The 17,271-nt window shown below is 70.1% G+C and carries 17 protein-coding genes; 3 read left to right on the top strand and 14 right to left on the bottom strand.

What is annotated here, in order from left to right; genetic code table 11:
* Positions 1-12 precede the first annotated feature (12 nt).
* The 5 genes from ACFRKB_RS35090 to ACFRKB_RS35070 form a co-directional block, all read right to left on the bottom strand.
* On the bottom strand, positions 13-2,202 hold the full coding sequence (locus tag ACFRKB_RS35090) for a type IV secretory system conjugative DNA transfer family protein (protein WP_383110660.1): 2,190 nt from the start codon (positions 2,200-2,202) through the stop codon (positions 13-15).
* The gene (locus tag ACFRKB_RS35085; RefSeq protein WP_383110659.1) at positions 2,199-2,660 is read right to left on the bottom strand and encodes a hypothetical protein; all 462 of its coding nucleotides are present in this window, start codon (positions 2,658-2,660) and stop codon (positions 2,199-2,201) included. Before ACFRKB_RS35085 ends, ACFRKB_RS35090 begins: the two co-directional genes overlap by 4 nt.
* Positions 2,661-2,993: 333 nt before the next feature.
* On the bottom strand, positions 2,994-3,764 hold the full coding sequence (locus ACFRKB_RS35080) for a hypothetical protein (protein WP_383110658.1): 771 nt from the start codon (positions 3,762-3,764) through the stop codon (positions 2,994-2,996).
* Positions 3,748-4,341: an RNA polymerase sigma factor gene (locus tag ACFRKB_RS35075; protein WP_383110657.1), complete on the bottom strand. Its 594-nt coding sequence runs from the start codon at positions 4,339-4,341 to the stop codon at positions 3,748-3,750. Before ACFRKB_RS35075 ends, ACFRKB_RS35080 begins: the two co-directional genes overlap by 17 nt.
* Positions 4,338-4,499, bottom strand: coding sequence for a hypothetical protein (locus tag ACFRKB_RS35070; RefSeq protein ID WP_383110656.1), 162 nt, complete (start codon positions 4,497-4,499; stop codon positions 4,338-4,340). Before ACFRKB_RS35070 ends, ACFRKB_RS35075 begins: the two co-directional genes overlap by 4 nt.
* A 165-nt stretch (positions 4,500-4,664) precedes the next feature.
* On the opposite strand from ACFRKB_RS35070, the gene ACFRKB_RS35065 reads away from it, so the two are divergent.
* From ACFRKB_RS35065 to ACFRKB_RS35055, 3 genes are all read left to right on the top strand, one after another.
* Positions 4,665-4,901, top strand: a complete 237-nt coding sequence (locus ACFRKB_RS35065) for a hypothetical protein (protein ID WP_383110655.1) — start codon at positions 4,665-4,667, stop codon at positions 4,899-4,901.
* Positions 4,902-5,026: 125 nt separating this feature from the next.
* Positions 5,027-5,395 (top strand): hypothetical protein, encoded by a 369-nt coding sequence (locus ACFRKB_RS35060; protein WP_383110654.1) that lies wholly within the window; start codon positions 5,027-5,029, stop codon positions 5,393-5,395.
* Positions 5,396-5,456: 61 nt separating this feature from the next.
* A complete protein-coding gene (locus ACFRKB_RS35055) occupies positions 5,457-5,663 on the top strand; it encodes a hypothetical protein (protein ID WP_383110653.1) in 207 nt (68 codons plus the stop codon).
* A gap of 109 nt (positions 5,664-5,772) precedes the next feature.
* Here the strand turns inward: ACFRKB_RS35055 and ACFRKB_RS35050 are convergent, their stop codons facing one another.
* The 9 genes from ACFRKB_RS35050 to ACFRKB_RS35010 form a co-directional block, all read right to left on the bottom strand.
* The gene (locus ACFRKB_RS35050; RefSeq protein ID WP_383110695.1) at positions 5,773-6,876 is read right to left on the bottom strand and encodes a C40 family peptidase; all 1,104 of its coding nucleotides are present in this window, start codon (positions 6,874-6,876) and stop codon (positions 5,773-5,775) included.
* Between the two features lie 32 nt (positions 6,877-6,908).
* Positions 6,909-9,161, bottom strand: coding sequence for a hypothetical protein (locus tag ACFRKB_RS35045; RefSeq protein WP_383110652.1), 2,253 nt, complete (start codon positions 9,159-9,161; stop codon positions 6,909-6,911).
* On the bottom strand, positions 9,158-11,701 hold the full coding sequence (locus ACFRKB_RS35040; RefSeq protein ID WP_383110651.1) for an ATP-binding protein: 2,544 nt from the start codon (positions 11,699-11,701) through the stop codon (positions 9,158-9,160). Before ACFRKB_RS35040 ends, ACFRKB_RS35045 begins: the two co-directional genes overlap by 4 nt.
* A complete protein-coding gene (locus ACFRKB_RS35035) occupies positions 11,701-12,336 on the bottom strand; it encodes a hypothetical protein (RefSeq protein ID WP_383110650.1) in 636 nt (211 codons plus the stop codon). The genes ACFRKB_RS35040 and ACFRKB_RS35035 overlap by 1 nt, the downstream gene beginning before the upstream one ends.
* Positions 12,333-12,623 carry a hypothetical protein gene (locus ACFRKB_RS35030; RefSeq protein ID WP_383110649.1) on the bottom strand — a complete coding sequence of 97 codons (291 nt, stop codon included), beginning with the start codon at positions 12,621-12,623 and terminating at the stop codon, positions 12,333-12,335. Before ACFRKB_RS35030 ends, ACFRKB_RS35035 begins: the two co-directional genes overlap by 4 nt.
* Before the next feature lie 16 nt (positions 12,624-12,639).
* On the bottom strand, positions 12,640-13,767 hold the full coding sequence (locus tag ACFRKB_RS35025; protein WP_383110648.1) for a conjugal transfer protein: 1,128 nt from the start codon (positions 13,765-13,767) through the stop codon (positions 12,640-12,642).
* Positions 13,764-14,030 carry a hypothetical protein gene (locus ACFRKB_RS35020; RefSeq protein WP_383110647.1) on the bottom strand — a complete coding sequence of 89 codons (267 nt, stop codon included), beginning with the start codon at positions 14,028-14,030 and terminating at the stop codon, positions 13,764-13,766. The genes ACFRKB_RS35025 and ACFRKB_RS35020 overlap by 4 nt, the downstream gene beginning before the upstream one ends.
* A gap of 51 nt (positions 14,031-14,081) precedes the next feature.
* Positions 14,082-15,014: a hypothetical protein gene (locus ACFRKB_RS35015; protein WP_383110646.1), complete on the bottom strand. Its 933-nt coding sequence runs from the start codon at positions 15,012-15,014 to the stop codon at positions 14,082-14,084.
* 514 nt (positions 15,015-15,528) lie between these two features.
* Positions 15,529-17,235 carry a DUF2637 domain-containing protein gene (locus ACFRKB_RS35010; RefSeq protein ID WP_383110645.1) on the bottom strand — a complete coding sequence of 569 codons (1,707 nt, stop codon included), beginning with the start codon at positions 17,233-17,235 and terminating at the stop codon, positions 15,529-15,531.
* Positions 17,236-17,271 lie beyond the last annotated feature (36 nt).

The following is a 17,271-nucleotide window of genomic DNA, read 5'->3' as shown; positions in this document are numbered from 1 at the left end:
CGGTGCTCCGTTTCAGTCGAGGAGGGTGGTGGGGTCGTCGGCTGCGCCGGGTCCGAGGCGGCGGCCGGTGTGGTGGGCGGTGTGGTGGGCGAGGACGGCGGCGTCCAGGTCCTCGAGGTCGGCGAGAATCGCGGCGACGGGCCGGCGCCGGAGGTTGGTGTCGATCGCCTTGTCGAGGTCGGGCACGCCGGCGGGGTTGTCGTAGTGGGCGAACAGTTCCTCGACCGGCAGGCCGCGGACCCGGAAGGGCTTGGTCGGGGTGCCGTTGAGGTTGATCGACATGACGTAGTGGTACTTCGGGAGCTCGGTGATGGTTTCCGGGGTGACGTGGCCGTTCCAGCGACGGGCGACGAAGGCGGCCTCGTCGAAGTCGGCTGCGCATGTCGACAGCAGCGACTGGTTCTGCAGCAGCGACTGGCGGGTGATGGCGCTCAGCCGCAACGCCATCTGGGTCATGCCGATGAACCGGACCTCGTATTTGCGCAGCTGCTCGGCGATGGCGGCGAGGAAGCCCTTGCTGGAGGAGTCCAGGGCGGTGAGCTCGTCGCCCCAGGCCCAGAAGGTGGCTCGCTGCTCGCGCGGGGTGTCCTGGCGGGAGAGGCCGGCGCGGTGCAGATCGTGGATGAGCAGGCAGGAGACCAGGGCGTCGCTCTCGCTGCCGGACGGGCAGACGAAGACGACGCGGTTGGTGTCCATCGCGGTGCGGACGTCGTACGTGGACCGTGGGCTGCCGAAGAAGGCCTGCAGCGCCGGAGAGGTGTCGAGCCGGTCGATGGCGTAGGTGACCGTGGGCACCGCGTCGGACGCGAGCTTCGGAAACGTCTTCTCCCAGTAGTCACGCACCCGTTGCGGCAGCTTCGGCAGGAGCTGTTCGCGCCAGTCGTCATCCGTCAGCCAGCTCCGCATCTGGAACAGGGTGCACTGGGCGTCCGGTGTACCGCCCTGGACGGCACGGTGGTTGAGCAGCGCCAGGGCCTGGGCGGCGCGGGCCAGGATGGTGCGGGCGCGGGGGGCATTGTCGCCCCAGTTTTGGGCTGCGGCGATGCCCTCGGTGACCGAGCGGACGACGTCCTTCACGGCGCTCAGGGGGCGGCCTTCCATGGACAGCGGGTTCCAGGACGCCACCAGCTGGTCCGGTTCGGAGTGGGCCAGGTTGATTTCCCACACGCGTGAAGCGATGTGGGGGTGGGCCAGGTACGGCTTGGCCCGCACCCATCCTTCGCCGTGCGGATCCAGGAACCAGGTGCCGTATCCGGAGTGGGCCATGGCGATGCACTGCACCAGGGCGGCCTCCGTCTTGCCGTGACCCGACTTGCCCAGCTGGAGCCCGAACAGGAGGTCTTTCGCCCGGGCGGCACCGATCCGCTCGCGGCCGTCGGCGTAGACGACGGCGCCGAGCGGCACCAAGTCCCGCTGCCCGGTGTAGACGGGCAGGTCCGACGGTGGCGGGGGGACCAGACCGCCGGAGCGCACCACGCTGGAAGCGCGGCACTTCACCGTCGGGGGTTTGAGGAAGCCGGCCAGTTCCGGGACGGTGAGCCACTGGCGCTTGCGGGGGGCGAACTCGCCGGTGACGAAGCACCGGTCGAAGTGGGCGATCCGCCGACGGGTGCGCGGCCGATGGGGTTTGAGGTAGTTCTCACCGGAGGTTGCGGCGAACGCGGCGAGCAGCTGATGCATCCGGGCCAGAGCCGCCTGCGGATGCCCGGCCTCGGTTCGCAGCAGCAGCTGCACCGCGAACACCGCGCCGGCCGACGGCTCGAACTTGCCGACTCCATCGCGCAGATCGGTCATGCGCGGCAGCCGCTCGCCGCGCCCGCCGCCAGCGGTCTTGCCGCCGGACCAGGCCGCGGTGACCGAGTTCCACACCCCTCCCCCGCCGAGCCCGCCGGTCAGGCGCTCACCGTACGCGGATGGGCCGCGCCGTTTGGACTGGGCGAGCAGCCGGCGCCGCCGCCGGGCGAGATGACGTTCGCGGACGGGGACCAGGTCCAGGACGACGTCGGCACGCTCTCCGGCCTCGGTGCGTACCGAGGCCATGGCCGAGGCCAGCTGCTGCAGCGGATCGGGGGTAAGGCCGAGAGAGGTCAACGGCTTCCGGTCCGCCATGGCCAGGGTGAGCTCGACCCGCTGCACATAGCGGCGCCCAGGCGACCGCAGAACGGCTGCCGGCTTGGCGAAGTCGACAACAGCGGCAGTCACTCCGCCTCCTCACGCGGTGCGGGGAAGCGGACCGGATGAAGGTCCTTCTGTGCGCGGTGGGCGCGGACTTCGACCTCGGCGAAACCGGGCATGGCCAGGACGGCGACGGCCGTGGCCGGGCCTTCGAGGTAGCAGCGCATCTTGCTGTTTTCGGCGCTGTAGCGCAGCCGGGCCGCCGAACCGCGGGCCGGGACGCCTTGAGCGGAGTGGTGGACGCGTCCCAAATGGCGCGCCCAGCGGCCGACCTCGCCCTCGCCCGGGTCGAAGGTCGAGGTCGGGACAACTTCCACCGTGACCCGGTCGGAGAGAGCCTCATGGACGAGGCTGGAGCGCTTTCGCTCCCGCCGAACCCAGACAACGCCGGCGATCAGCACAAGGGCCGCCAGGTACGGGGAGGACCAGGCGATCCAGTGCGCAATGTCGAAGAACAGCTGTGCGCCGGGCAGCTCGGCGTTCATGCCGGCCGCTGGGCGGTCGTATGGAGAGCGAGGACGGTGTTCACAATGGCCTCCTGGTCGGTGCGGGAAAATCCCCTTCACCTGGACCAAGTCAGGCCGGAACGCCGATTCAGACACAGCCAGAGAGGCTTTACTTCCTCTTTGCCTTTGGGGCGTCTGGGTGCTCGGCCTGTCTGTCCGGACCACGGTTCAAGGACAGCCATGAAGCGTGCGGCCGCGCTTCGTGGGCCTGTGCTGGCGCTGCTGTTGCGGCGAGCGCAGTTGCTGAGAGGGAGGCAGGGGCGGCGGAACGGGCGTCATGCTCTGTCTCGACTGAGCGTGACGCCCGCACTGTCACTTCTTGCGCTCGGGCAGCCTCGCGCGCGTTCGTCGGCCTCTGCAGGTCGTACGGGGTACTGGAGAAGGAGCTGAGGCCAGTGCCTTGATGCGGTGAGCGAAGTCGGCGTCGATGGGCATCGGGAGTTCCAGGTCGTCATCGACGTACGCGAGCGCCGCGGGGACGTAGCCGAGGACAGCGCTGACGGATCTCGATACCTCATCCGGGCGTGCGTCGGCATCCATCTTGAGCCAGCTTAGGACGCGCAGGGCAGTCGCGAGCTCCTGCGCGGCCTCTCCCTCATCATGGGTGGCCGGCGGGACATCGGCCTGCACGTGCCACCACTCGGCTTGCCCGTCTTCACCGCGGGCTCGGTGGTGAAGGTAGAGGCAGTAGGTGGCGGTCGGATCACCGGCGCCCGCCGCGTACTGCCACCAGAACTGGGCCGAGTCCTCATGCTCGGCCAGCAGCAAAATGCAGCCCAGTACCCGGGCGCCCGGCGGTTCGGGCATCACGCTGGCGAAGAACCGCCGTCGCAGACTGACCAGAGCGCCACCACTCGTGACAACCGTTTCGCACAGGTTGCGCAGGTCCTGCGCCGCCATTCCGGCAGCCGCTCCGACGGGATCCTGGGCTCCGGCCTCTCCGGCCGGAGTCCCTGCTGTGCCGTGCACACGTGCAGCGACGCGCGCGGCAATGCGGTCGGCGCCGGCCCGAATGTCTTCCTGCGAGTAGGGCTCGTTGACCAGGCGGGCCCTGGCCAGCAGTTGCTCAATGGGCGACGTCATCGTCACGTCCTTCCCTCGTCAGTCCCAGTTTTTCCTGCAAACGGATTCTGGCGTAGCGGGCGGTGGAGCGTACGGCGGCGGGGGTGATGCCGAGATGCTCGGCGGCCTCGCGAACCGTGTGCTCGTGGCTGTAGAGCAGGATCACAACGTCGCGCTGCCGCTCGGAAAGCTCTTCAATCGCACGGTAGAGGCTGAGGTGTTCCGCCAGCTGCCCGATGGGATCGACCGCCTCACGCAGCGCGGCCGTCTCGAAGGCAGCGGTGTCGACCAGGGCCTCGCGGCGGCCGCGCGCGCGGGCGACGTCGATCGTGCGGTTCTTCATCACCCGCCAGGCATAGCCGGCGGGGTTCTCCTTCGACAGGACGTCATTCCAGGCAATGAGCAGCTGCTCGAAGGCCCAGTCGACCGCCTCTTCGGCGTCGGCTTTGTTGTTCAGGTACGTCTTGGCCCAGCGCACATACGCGGGCCGGTGTATCTGGTGGAACGCTTCGAAGTCCAGCGGGAGGGCGTCCAGCGGCAAATCGGTCATCGGGGCAGAAGCAGCGCCGGGTAGGTATTCGGGGACGTCCTGCGTCACGCCGGCCTCTCCCCCTCGCAGTCGGTACGGCGCAGTTCGTCCGCACCCACCCGCACACCGACTGCCGCCGCGCTGCGTAGCAGCGCGATCGCGTCGCGCCCCAATACACGGATGGCGAGCGCCATGAGGAGCAGGTCCTCAAGCAAACGAAATGCCACGGGCTCTCGTTCCCTCCACTGTCAGTAGCGGGGCCTCTCGCCGGGCCCCGGGAGGCGCGGGTGCGCCTCTGCCTCCCATGGCGTCCGCCAAGTGCCGATCGTGCATCCGAGAAAGTCAGATTCTGAAAATGAGAACGTCTTCGAATACTCAGAACTGCTCGCGCCATGCACGTAGTTGTCGTCGCCCGCAGCCCCAACTGGTCCCGTATCGCGGCGTTCACCTACCCCACAAGCGGAAGTGTGAGCGATCAACAATTCCACGCAGGCGTTGCGCACCTCTCCGGAGTCAGCGCCCATGTGACGGTCATCATGCAGAGATCGGCCTCGTGCTTCTGCACCGAGGGTGAGTCGCTGGCGAAGTCGGCGATCAGGATGCGTGCCAGTTCCAACCGGCTCTCGTAGGCCACCAACCGGCCCGTCGTCGAAGCGTGATACCAGCCCGAATAATGCTTCCGGCCCTGGTACCAACGGAACTTGCGGGGCGGAATCCCGTGGCAATGTCCGAGGCCGGTCCCTACAGTCACCGCATGGTTACCGAGGACCAACACCCGCCCCAGCCCGACATCGCCGCAATGCTCACCGACCAGACGAGCGTCTGCAGCGCAGCACGCGACGCCATCGCCGCTGGTGGTGAAGTCACCGTCTGGGACGGACTGGCCCCTGCTTCACGGCACGCCGGCGTCTACCGAGGACGCCTGAGGAGCGTCGAAAGGCACGGAGGCACGGCGCTCGGCCTCGACGAAGCCATTCAGATCCTCAGGCAGCAAGGCGACGAGCCGGTGCGCACCGGGTGCATCACGAGCCGGTACTGGGCCTTCACGCTGTTCCTCAACGCGGACGCGACACAGCTACTGGCCTGCGGAGGCGTCAAACGCGAAACACCGAAGGAGCCGTGAGGACGGCGCCCCCGGCGTAATCCCCAAGCCGAGCGCCCCACGCCTCGTTACTCTGCCGCTCATGCCCCGCGCCATAACACCCGCCGACACTATGTTCCAGCGCCTCTTGTGCTGCATCTGCGGCCAGAGCACCGCCGACGCCGACGACTACGTACTCCTCGGGATCAGCGCCCTCGGCATCCCTACCGAGCAGTGGCTCGGTGCGCACGCCGAACACCTCAACAGTGTCCTCGCCCGCGGCTTCTCGGTCGAGGTGCACACGATGTAGCCCTGGGCGTGCGGCGGCGGCGCCGAGCGGCTCAGGCGATGCCAGTGTGACTGATCAAGCGAGCAGGCGCCGTCTATCTCGACCAGTAAACGACATCTCTATTCGGAATCTACAAGGGAGGTCGCCCGACGATCCGACGGGCCATGAGGATCTCGCCGTGGTTGGAGAACTGGGCCACTTCCACGACGCGTCCGGGCTGCGGCGCGTGGACGACCAGGCCGTCACCGATGAACATGGACACGTGCTCGGGGCGGGAAGCGCTGCCCTCGGTGAAGACCAGGTCGCCCGGCTGGAGCGCGTTGGCTGACACTGCGCGACCATCTTTGATCTGCGTGTACGTGGTGCGCGTGATCTCGATGCCGGCCACTCCGTAGGCGCGCTGCATTAGGGAGGAGCAGTCGCAGCGGTCGCGTGGGTTGTTGCCGTGGGGGTTAGTGCAGGTTCCGCCCCATTGGTATGGGGTGCCGAGCTGGCCCAGGGCCCAGCGGATCGCGTTGCGTGCCTGTATGGGAGCGGTGACGGGGATCTGGTAGCCCTCGGGCAGCGTGCCGGGAGGGATGTCGCCGTAGTCGGTGCCGGCCTGGGTGACGCAGTCAGTCCGGAATCCGGTGGGGGAGGCTGCCAGGTCGAGTGTCGGCGCGATGGCCTGCTGCAGGGCGGTCGCCAGTGCTTCATGCTTCGCGTACGCGTCGGGGTAGCCGGACTTCTGTACCTTCTGGGCGGCGACCGTGAGCGGCATGCTTTTCCAGTCCTTCAGGGACTTGAGCGCCGTGTAGAACTTCGTCGACGCGTACACCGGGTCCGTGATCTGCTCGCGGGTGCCCCAGCCTTGGGAGGGGCGCTGCTGGAACAGTCCGAGGCTGTCGCGGTCGCCGTGGTCCAGGTTGCGCAGGCCCGACTCCTGCAGGGCCGTGGCGAGTGCGATGGTCTGGCCGCGTGCCGAGATCTTCATTTGGGCGCCGGTCGCCACGATCGCTTTCGCGTTGGGGAGCTGTTCCTTGGGCGAGGGCAGGCCGGGAACCGTGACGTTGCTGCTGTCGGCGAGCATCCCGTTTATCTGCTGGGACAGCTGCGCGGTGTCGATGTCCGTGCCGGTGCCGTCGGTGGTGCATTGAGTGTGGGCGGCCATTGCTTCGGCTTGGCTCTGCCCGATGCCGGCGACGTGCGCGGCGATCGCCCCTATCAGGACCACTGTCAGGACGGTCAGAGTCATGCCGCCGGCCAGCCACGCGGTGGCCTTCTTCGTCACGATGCCCCCCGTGATGGCCTGCGCCGGCGGGCGAGTTCGTGCTCCTCCCGCTCGGAGAGCCAGTCATCGAATCCACCCGGCCCGTTGGCCGCGCGGCTGGGAGGTGTGGCCGCTGCGCGCGCGACTGCGGCTCGTTGCGTGCGTCGGACTGCGGCCCGCTGTGCCTGGGCGTGGCGGCGGGGACGGTTGGGCTGGGCGGTGGTGGGCCGGGGGCGGGTTGGTCCCGTGGGACGCGGCGGGTGCGCCGGCCGGGGCGGATGCCCAGGGCGCGGGGGCGGCCCGGCGTGGGGGCCGTAGGGCGGGATGCCGGGTCCTGCGGGCATGCCGGGCGGGAATCCCGGGCGAGGGACGGGGAAGGCGGGCCGGGCCGGGTGCGGCCGGCCGCGGCGGCCGCCGGTCTGGATCCGGGACATCAGGGCGGTGGCGCCGATGGTCTGGGGCATGGCGTAGCCGATCGCGGCAAGGGGGTTGCCCTGGGCGAGGGCGACGCCGGCGATCGCTCCGCGGACGAGGCCGCGGGTGGTCTTGCGGACGATGTGACGGTTCTTCGGAACAGTCGCGGTGGCTGTCGGCGTGAAGACGGAGCCGTGGGTGCCGCCGATGCGGCCCTTGGACATCTTGGCGCGGAAGTTTGATGCGACCTGCTGGGAGCGGGCGGCGAGCTGTTTGCGTTTCTTGATCGCGCCGATGCAGACGACGTCGACGATGAGGAATCGCAGCGTCAGTTCTCGCCCCCAGTCCTGCTGTACGGGGTCCAGGACGGCCTGGATGATCAGGATGAGGACCGCGAGTCCGATGACGGATGCGAGCATCTGGCCGAGTCTGTGCAGGACGGAGGTGGCCCAGTCCCACAGGAACGCGCGGCCGGGGCCGGGGACGGTTCCTGCGATCAGGGCGGGTTCGCCGCGTACGGCGTCCCAGGCGATGCCGCACTGGGCGACGAGGAAGGAGCCGGCCAGTGCGGTGATCAGGACGGTGACGATGCAGGCGGCGATCATGAGGAAGAATCCGCCGCCGAGCTTGTCGAGCGAGGCCTTCTTCGCCGCGCTGGCGTCGCCGGGCACGCACTTGGCTTCGAAGCGTTCCATCGGCGGGTCGCCGAAGTGGTCGATGGCCCACTGAGTGGACAGGTCGAACTGGAAGTTGAGCATGGTGGAGTTCACCGGGACGCCGACCCAGCCGAGGGGGCTGACGAAGTCGGCGTACGGGGTGTACTTCTTGATCTTGTCGCTGCGGGAGCGGACCGCGCGGTCGAAGGCGAGCTGCTCCAGTCGTGTGTCGGCGTACTCGGCCGCGCATTCTCCTTCGAAGACGCGTCCGTACTGCAGGAGCATGGCCGGTTTGACGATGAACGCGTCGGTGAGTGCGTCGGTCAGCGGCCGGGACAGGCTGCTGCCAGTGGCCGGGGTGGTGACACCGTCGTTCTTCTCGGGGGTGGCCGGGTTGGCGTCCAGGATGACGTCGGCGACCTCCAGAGCCAGGCCGCGGGTGATGGCGAGGGCACCGGTCTCCTCCCCCAGCAGCATCTGTGGAGGGGAGGACAGCAGGGTGGCGGTCAGCGCCGCCAGGAGCAGGGACAGGGCTGCGTCGCCCCAGCCGCGGGCCTTGTCCCCGAAGAAGATCCGCGCGACGCAGACGAGGGCACACACCGACAGGAAGAGGCCGGGCAGGCCCATCTCCAGGATCACCCGGGTGTGGAGGCTGCTGGCGACCGAGAGCACCGGGGCGAGCAGTAGTTTCGCCAGGCCGAAGGACAGCGCCCAGGCGATGAGCCAGCAGCAGAACGCGATCGCCCATTTCGTGGCCAGGAAGCAGAGTTCGGTGAGCAGGTTCTGGATGCCCAGGTCCCAGTCGAGCAGCCCGCCGGTGTCCGACTTGACGGTGTAGACGCTGACCGGGAGACGGTTCTGGTCGGTGACGTTGAAGACGCCCAGGACGCCGCCCTCGTCGGGCAGCATCTTGCGCAGCCGGTCCTTCTCCGCTTCGAGCATCCCTTCCTGCGCGGCCTTGCCCAGGCGTTCACTCTGCTCCTTGAGGAGCTTCTCGATCTCCTCCATCTCTTCCGGGGATGGGGTGCGCTGCCCGGGAGCGGCCGGTGCACTCGGCGTGGGGGTGGGCTCCGCGTGGGCGGGCAGCGACGTGAGCACGGTGAAAGCTGTGGCGGCGAGCGCGGCGAAGAGCAGTGCCAGGCGCAGCCGGGCAGAGCCCAGGACCTTCAATCGTGGCCGGCCGTGAAGGACCGTGGTCATGCGGCGGTCCGGTAGTCGCTGGGGGTGGTGTGGATGACGCGCATGACGGCCGGGTCGTGCGGGATCAGCACCTTCATCAGACCGATGCGGCCGAGGAGATCGCGGTAGAGGCACTCCCCCGCGCGGGCCAGCTTCTCCTCGTCGGGCAGGCCCAGCGGGGACAGGCCGGCGGTGACCAGGTCGAGGAGGTCGGCGTCGGTGGCGTCGACACCGAGGAACTCCAGGCCGCGTGAGGCCAGCGTGCGGGTGGTCTGACGGAAGAGGAGCCGGTGCGGGATCAGTCCGCGGATGATCGCGCCCTTCTCGCTGTTGGCCGGCCCGATGTCGTCCGGGTCGTGACTGCCTACATAGGCGGCGGCGTGGTGCTTGCGGCCATCACGCATCAGCTCCAGGAGCAGCTCCAGGCCCTCGTCGCTGGACGTGAGCCACCAGCATTCGTCGAAGACGGCGACACCGAACTCGTCCTTGTGCCGCATGACGGTCTCGCGGGCGACGGCGGCGATCAAATACATGAGGGATCGGCCCAGGACCTTCTCGAACTCCAGGCGTTCGATGCGGTGGTCGGAGGCGAGCTCGCTCTTCTTCGGCAGCGCCAGGGAGTTGACGAGGAAGACGACGGAGTCGGCGCGGGCGGTGTCCACGATCGGCAGTTGGTCGTCGAAGACGACAGCGGCCAGGTCCTTGCGCGCGACGGCTTTGAGCTTGCGGGCCAGGTTGCGGGACGAGGCGTCCTCTGACCCGCGCCGGGTGAGCTCGTCGGTCAGCGCGCGCATGGACGGCTCGGGGTGCTCCAGGACCGCCTGGACCGCCTCGGAGAGCGCGACGCCTTCCAGGTCCATCGGCTTCACGCCGAGGAGCAGAGTCAGGAAGGACTCACAGAAACGGGCGGCGACCTTCGGGCTGTCCTTCACGTACAGGCGCAGCGGGTCGAGGGAGACTTCGGCGTTCTGGTCGATCCTGATGAGCTGGGTGGTGCCGGGGCAGGCGGCGGCGAAGCGGGCCCACTCTTCTTCTTTGGTGCGGTCGACGATGACGGCGCGGCCGCGGGAGTGGGGTTTGCCGGGCTGGTGGCCGCGGGCGAGGACGTTGTAGACGGCCGACTTCATGGCCACCGACTTGCCGGCGCCGAGCTCGCCGATGAACGCCATCGACGCGGACGCGTTCTCGCGGGGGCCGCGGGCGGGGTCGAGCAGGACGGGGCGGGCGCCGCCGGAGGCGACCTGCAGGCCGAACAGGCCTCCCCTGTCGTCGCCGAGCTGGGAGCCGCACCAGGGCATGGACATCGCGAAGTCCCGGGCGAGGAGGTACTGGGCGTACCCGGTCAGCACCCGTGGGGTGCGGCAGCCGGGCAGCATGGCGTGCCACAGATTGGTCTGCTCCCCCACCGGGCGGGCGAAGGTGTAGTCGGTGGCGCCGAAATCACTGGCGAGGGCGGCGGCGCGGTCCTGGGCGTCGTCCGGGGTGGTGCCCCAGACGGCGAGGGTGACCATGGCGCGGATCTCGACTTCGCGTGCGGAGGAGGCGAGCCGGTCGCGGAACTCCTCGTTGTCGGCCTGGTGCTTTTCGACCGCTGCCGGCGGGCCGGCCGGGTCGCCTTGGTACTCCTCGGCCTGGGCCTTCAGGTGGCGGGCCCGCTTACGGGACTTGGCCTCGGCTGTGACGCCCGGGGTGATGACCAGGCGGGCGGCCCAGTCGACCGGGTAGGCCAGGTCGTCCAGTTGCTGGAGGTAGGCGGCCCCGGGCAGGGCGAAGGCCTCCGGCATCTCGGAGAGGGCGAGCATGGCCTGGTAGGAGTCGCCCCACTCGGAGGAGACCTGGACGAAGCGCCGCGCGAACGGATTGCCGGGCACCGTCTTGCGGTCGTGGAAGTCGGCGCCGCCCTCGGCGAGCAGCACGCCCCCCAAGGCTGCGACGGTCCGGCCGCGGCCGCGCACGGGGGACTCGGTGCCGTCGGGGAGGAACGGTTCCGCCAGCCCGCGGCGCGTGCTGTGGCCGTAGATCCACAGGATTTCCGCCTCGGTGGCCGGCCGCATCGACACCCCGGTGGGCCACTGGGCCTGCATCCGCCGGGCCTGCTCGGCACACCGCTCGACTTCGCCTGCGGTGACGGGTGCGGGCATAAGGCCCAGCTGCCGCGCGAGGTCGGCCTTGGCCGCGGAGAACGCGGCCAAGGCGGCGTCCTTACGGGACGTTGGCGGAAGGGGGATCGCCAGCCAGTCGGTACGGCCGGTGAGCTCCATGGTCTCCAACTGGTCCAGCACCGCGCGTCCGAGCTGTTCGTAGCGCGGGGACTTCTTCAGGTCGACGTCGGCGACCATGGTGCGGACGACGGCGATGGGGTTGACCTGCGGGCACAGCGACATCAGCATCGGCTCGCCCGTGAGGCTCTTGAAGAGCGATTCGAGTGCCCCCAGCCGGCGCCTCTTCGCGGTCGTCGGCGCGTGGGAGTAGTTGGCGGCGGCGACCCGCCAGATCGCCCAGGTGGTGCCGTGGGTGGTGAAGACGAGGTTGCCCTCGATGTGTCGGATCGGCAGGCCCATCACTCCTCCTCTTTCTGCTTGCTTGTGGATGCGGTGCGGCGGGCGAGCAGGGCCTGCACCCCGGACCTCACGGGAGCGCCGGCAGTCGCCGCAGGGGCGGGTGGAGCCGTGACTGGCTCGGTAGTTGCCCGGGCGACCGGTGGGGCAGGGCGGGTGGCTGGCCGCGGCGGTTCGGCGGCGGGTGCGGTGTTGGCCCGGGCTGTGCCGGGGGTGAGCGTGATGAGGGTGTCGCCGCCTGCCGCGCGGACCGGGCGGAAGGGCCGGCCGTGGAGGCGCCCCCACCGCGGGCCAGTGAGCATGACGGCGACGCTGACCAGAGCGGCGGCGGGGTTACGGCCGTCGATGTGCAGGTGCCGCAGCAAGAACGCGGCCGCGAACGGCGCTCCGAGCAGCACCACGACGTCCACGAGCCCGTTCCCGCCCCAGATGGCCCGGGTCAGGATCAGTACTACGAACGTGGAGACGATCGCGGCGAGCTGGGTGAGCGTGTAGGGGCCGCCCGGCAGACGGATCCCGCGGCCGCCGTTGATGTCGCGGATCACGCCGTGGACCAGCGGGGCGCGGCGGGCCTTGGTGTAGCAGCGGCCGATCAGCTCACTGTCGGCCTCGGATGCGTCGGCCGGGTGGGTGGTCACTGGTCACCCGGCCCGGTGAGTGTGCCGCCTGTGCCGTCGTACTGGCTGATGTCCTCGGTCGTCTTGTCCTTGAGGGTGTCCATGTTCGCGGAGCCGCCCCAGACGATCGCCGCGAAGATGACAGCCATGATCGTGGGACCAGGGGCCTTGGTCTTGATCCCGACGATGACGACGAAGAACCCGCACAGCACGGGGATCGCGACGTTGAAGATGAGGTTCTTGATGTCGTTGCCGAGGCCGGTGCCGGTCTGGATCCAGCCGGCGGCGAGCGTGACGGTTTCATGCATGGCGTCTTCTCCTTTGTCAGGGGGCGGCAGTGCCAGCCGCGGAGGTGGGGGCAGCGGAGGGGGCTGTCCCGCCGGCGCTACTGCTGGGGGCGGTAATGGCCGCAGGCGCAGCGGGGGTGGGGGCGCCGTCGAGGCTGGCGATCTCCCACCGTCCGGCACGAGCCTTGAGGGTGAGTGCGTAGGTGAGCGGGACCCGGACCTCGTCGTGGCCGGTGGCCCGCAGCGCGACCAGCAGCCGCAGCACGGTGCCGTCTGCAGGCACGGTGGTGACCGGCTCGGTGCCCTTCTCGCCCTCGATGGCGAGGGTGTCGACGGCGACGCCCGTGTAGGGGGCCGGGACGACCGGGGCAAGCTGCGTCCCCGGCGCGAGGTAGCGGTCGAGTTCGCCGGCACCGGTGAGGTAAGCGGTCAGGAACTCCGTGACGGCCTGCGTGCGCGGGTCCGCGGGAAGAGCCGGCCGCATCGGCCCGTAGATGAGCCCGGGCGCTTTGATCCGCTCGGGGGCGGCGACTTCGGCCGGCATGGCCAGCGCCGTGTAGCCGCTCGCCCCACCGGCCGTGGTCGCAGTGGCGATGGGGACCTGGAAGTACCGCACGCTCTGGGCGGCCGCGGCCTGGGCGTCGGCCTTGCGGTCCGGCCGGCCGTCGGCGGCCAGCTGGGTGTCGGTGATGCGGGCGGCCACCGTCACCGACCAGACGCCACGGTCGGTCTGCCGCAGCCGTACGACGATGAGCTGCTCGCCACGGCGCCGGCCTGAATCTCCCTCCAGGCGCAGGCTCGTGGCGTCCGGGTAGTAGGCGGCCAGCTCGTCCTGGTCGCCCTCCCCCGCCGAGATGAACGCGGCGACGAAGAGCTGCGCGAAGCCGGCCGCGCCCTGCGCCCCGGTGGCGGCCGGGGCGACCGCCGTCGGCTTCTTCTGTGACGGGCCGGTCTGGGCCGGCGCCGACAGGTACGCGAACACGCCGAGCAGCGGGCCCAGAACGAGCAGGCCCCACGCCGTCCAGCGGATGACGGTGGCCGTGTTCGCCTGGGCACCGGTCGACCAGCCGACCACGTCCTGCGGCCACTCATCGATGTCCCACTGCGCTTCGGAATCGGGCGCGTCCGCTTCCTCGGCGGAGCGACGGGGCCATACGGGCTTCATGACGAGCCTCCAACGGGCAGAAGGGTGTGGCCATCCAGCTCCGTGATCCGCCGGCGCAGCTCGGCCTCCGGGCGCTGCCGCAGCGCCTCCAGGGAGGTGAGAACGTCGTCGGCGTCGTCGGCGAGGAAGCGCCGGAGCCGGTCGTGGGTGCGGGAGTCGAAGGGCTGACAGACCAGCGCGGCGCCCAACTGGATGAGCAGACGATGGGCGCGGGTGACGCGCTCTTCATCGGCGTCCAGCGGCGCCTTGGCAGTCCGGGGCATGCGGTTCTCCTTGAGTGGGAGCGGGGGGACGGTGGCCGGGGGGAGTCGGGGTCATGCCGCGGGCCTCAGCTGGAGCGAGGCGGTGAGCCGGGCCACGGCGCGGGAACGGCGGCGCTGCCACGCGCCGGCCGTCGTACCGGCGCGCGCGGCCGCGGTGGTGTCCGGGACCGGCGCTGTGCTGTAGTGCCAGGCGATGGCACGGCCGTCGGCCGGCGAGAGGGTGCCGGTCTCCATCGCGTCCAGGACCAGTTCGAGGAGCTCCAGGCGGGCGCGGCCGGCGTCCCCTTCGCTGACGGCCCCGGCGGGCTGAAGACCGGCAGTGGCAGCGGCGGCGCGGACTGCCTGAGCGCTGGCCCTCTCGGCCGGGCCGGGCGCGCTGTCGGCCAGGTCCTCGGCGGCGGCCAGGTCCTCACCGCGCTCTTCACGGTCGGCGGCGAGATCGCGGCAGAGGTGACGCAACGTGTCCAGAGCGAGGTTGGCGGCGGGCCGGCCGGGCCGGGTGTGGATGCATCCGGAGCGCGCCACTTCGAAGAGAGCCGCGACGGTCATCTGGCCGATGTCGTCGAAGGAGCGGCCACCAGAGCCACGGACCTGTCCGCGGGTCATGCGGACAGCGGCCGGGATCATCGCCTGCACGACGATGCGCGCGGCGAGGGTGGCCGATCGGTCACGGCCGGCCGCGCGGCGCAGCAAGGTCCGCAGGACGGCATCGGTCAGCGCGTCGGACAGGTGACCGTCACGAGTGCGGAGCGCGGCGAGCAGCTGAGCGGGCCCGAGGACGCGCGCCCGCGAGTCGGTCACCGCGTCGGTCACGCCATCGGTCACCGCGTCGGCCACGGCCGCGACGTCGTCGGTCAGCTGATCGGTCACTAGCCAGTCGGTCACCGCGGCGTGGACGGCGTGGTCGGCGCACAACGCTGTCCACTCCGTGTCCAGGCGGTCAAAGATCCCGCCGACGGTGGGGGCGGGGTGCTGTACGTACACGGCACGTCTCCTTCCGGATCTCGTGCCGTGAACTCTCCTCAGCTGGGCTTGCCCGAAGGCTTGCCCAACCCACTGAAAGAGCAGGTGAGAGGCTTGCCCCTGCACGGGGCAAGCCGCCTGGAAGGGATCGGGCAAGCCTCCCGGGGTACCGGGCAAGCCCCTGCGGAGCGCTGGGCAAGCCGGCGTGACCGGCCTGTGCAACCCCGGGCAAGCCCTCACCCGTGGCTGGGCGCGTCCGGCCGCAGACGGAAGGAAGGCCTGTGCGCGCGGCTGCAATCGGTCACGGGCCGGGGTGGCCGACGCACGTCAGATTGGTCATGACCGATGACCGATGAGCCCCGGATCGGTCACCGGTCACGCCGGGCGGGATCGGTCACCACCCCGTCGGTCATCGGTTACCGCTATCGGTCACGGGCCGTCGGTCACCCTGCCATCGGTCACGGCTGGCCGGTGCGGGCACGACAGTGGCCGATGACCGGTCACGGTCATCGGCCACGCGTGAAACGCCGGTCGGTCAGGGGCTGACCGACCGGAGGTGCGCCCGGCCCTGCTGACGGCGCTCCGCTTCGAGGTACTCGACTGCGGCGTTCACGCGCCGCTGTCCGGTCTTCGGAGACAGCCCGAGGCGGCGGGCGACTTCCGCTCCGGAGAGCTTCTGTCCGGCATCCTCGGCCTCGGCCAGCCACCCGGCGACGGTCACGATCTGTTGCTGCACCGGGTCCAGTTCACCCTCATCGGTCTGCTGCTCGGGCAGCCGCGCTGTGGCCGCTCCCGTGTCGGTGACCGCCGCCTCCCACACCCCTGGCTCGCCGACGGGCACCTCCGCCGGCGTGGCCGACGGGACCTCACGCGCCGTCTGCTGCGGCACTCCATCGCCGGGCCGGTACTCATCTGCCGCCGAGGCGGCGGGCGCCGGCACCGGTTCGCGTACGTACGGCTGAGGTTCCATCGGCTGCCCCGTGGCCGGCTGCGGGCCCGGCCCGAAGAACGGGTGCGGCTTCACATCGGTCACCGCCCCAGCGCCGCGGCCATCGGTCACATCGCCCCCGGCCTGACCAGCCGACCGGTCATCGGTCACCGCCGACTCGCCGCCAACGAGCTCGCTGAGCGCCGACACCTCATCGGTCACTGGCTCCCGACTGGCGTCCGGAGTCTCGTCATAGGGCCGCTGCCGGAGCTCCTGCAGAAGGGGACGGAGCCGCGCCTCGGGGAGCGGACCTCCGGTAGAGGGATCGGTGACGCCGTAGGCGTTCTGCAGGAAGAGGCTGAACTGGCGGGCATTCGGAAAGCCGCCGTGCCGCGCCACGTACGTACGCAGGGCATCGAAGTACTCATCCGGCACCAACGCCTCCGGCCGCTCATCCCCCGCAGCCACCGCCAACGCACCTTCCCGCCCGTACTCCTGGCACGTATCGGAGTGCTCCTCGTGGCCGGCCCCCGTGTCGCGCTCCTCAACTGCGGACGGAACCCGCTTGTGCTCGACCACCGGTGCCTCGCCCTGCGGGAGTTCGGCCACCGGGGGCGCGGGCGGCAGCAGCACCGGCTCGATGCCGGCGGCGGCCAGCCCCGAGTGCGCGGTGTCGGCGAGCGGTACGCCGTACTTCGCGAGCCGGAGCGGCATCAGCGCCTCGATCGGCGCCTTGCGGCGCCAGTTGCGGCCGAACCGCGCCTGAAGGCGCGACTGGTAGATGAGCCGGTCCTGTTCGAGCTTGATGACCTGCTCGTACGAACGCAGCTCCCACAGCTTCATTCGGCGCCACAGCTTGAAGGTGGGGACGGGGGAGAGCAGCCAGCGCGTGAGCCGTACGCCCTCCATGTGCTTGTCGGCGGTGATGTCCGCGATCCGGCCGACCGCGTGGCGCGCCGCCTCGACGGACACAACGAACAGAAGAGGGATCACCGCGTGCATCCCGACGCCCAGCGGGTCCGGCCAGGCGGCGGCGCCGTTGAAGGCGATCGTCGCGGCCGTCAGCAGCCACGCCGACTGGCGCAGCAGCGGGAACGGGATCCGCATCCAGGTCAGGAGGAGGTCGAGCGCCAGCAGGACGCAGATGCCCGCGTCGATACCGATCGGGAAGAAGTACGAGAAGTCGCCAAAGCCCTTCTGTGTGGCGAGCTTACGGACAGCCGTGTACGAACCAGCGAATCCGATCGCGGCGATGATCACCGCGCCGAACACCACGATCCCGATGAGAATCCGGTGCGTGCGTGTCAGCTGCATTGGCGTCGCTATCTTCCCCGCCTGCACCGTGTCCTG

The organism is Streptomyces scopuliridis (assembly GCF_042790125.1).
Lineage (GTDB): Bacteria > Actinomycetota > Actinomycetes > Streptomycetales > Streptomycetaceae > Streptomyces > Streptomyces scopuliridis_A.
Note: the sequence above shows the minus strand (reverse complement) of the source record. Positions and strands in the feature narration are given on the sequence as shown.

Coding starts and splice junctions, on each gene's coding strand:
- ACFRKB_RS35085 (WP_383110659.1), bottom strand. CDS start 2,660: ATGAACGCCGAGCTGCCCGGCGCACAGCTGTTCTTCGACATTGCGCAC.
- ACFRKB_RS35080 (WP_383110658.1), bottom strand. CDS start 3,764: ATGACGTCGCCCATTGAGCAACTGCTGGCCAGGGCCCGCCTGGTCAAC.
- ACFRKB_RS35065 (WP_383110655.1), top strand. CDS start 4,665: ATGCACGTAGTTGTCGTCGCCCGCAGCCCCAACTGGTCCCGTATCGCG.
- ACFRKB_RS35060 (WP_383110654.1), top strand. CDS start 5,027: ATGGTTACCGAGGACCAACACCCGCCCCAGCCCGACATCGCCGCAATG.
- ACFRKB_RS35055 (WP_383110653.1), top strand. CDS start 5,457: ATGCCCCGCGCCATAACACCCGCCGACACTATGTTCCAGCGCCTCTTG.
- ACFRKB_RS35050 (WP_383110695.1), bottom strand. CDS start 6,876: ATGACTCTGACCGTCCTGACAGTGGTCCTGATAGGGGCGATCGCCGCG.
- ACFRKB_RS35045 (WP_383110652.1), bottom strand. CDS start 9,161: ATGACCACGGTCCTTCACGGCCGGCCACGATTGAAGGTCCTGGGCTCT.
- ACFRKB_RS35040 (WP_383110651.1), bottom strand. CDS start 11,701: ATGGGCCTGCCGATCCGACACATCGAGGGCAACCTCGTCTTCACCACC.
- ACFRKB_RS35030 (WP_383110649.1), bottom strand. CDS start 12,623: ATGCATGAAACCGTCACGCTCGCCGCCGGCTGGATCCAGACCGGCACC.
- ACFRKB_RS35025 (WP_383110648.1), bottom strand. CDS start 13,767: ATGAAGCCCGTATGGCCCCGTCGCTCCGCCGAGGAAGCGGACGCGCCC.
- ACFRKB_RS35020 (WP_383110647.1), bottom strand. CDS start 14,030: ATGCCCCGGACTGCCAAGGCGCCGCTGGACGCCGATGAAGAGCGCGTC.
- ACFRKB_RS35010 (WP_383110645.1), bottom strand. CDS start 17,235: ATGCAGCTGACACGCACGCACCGGATTCTCATCGGGATCGTGGTGTTC.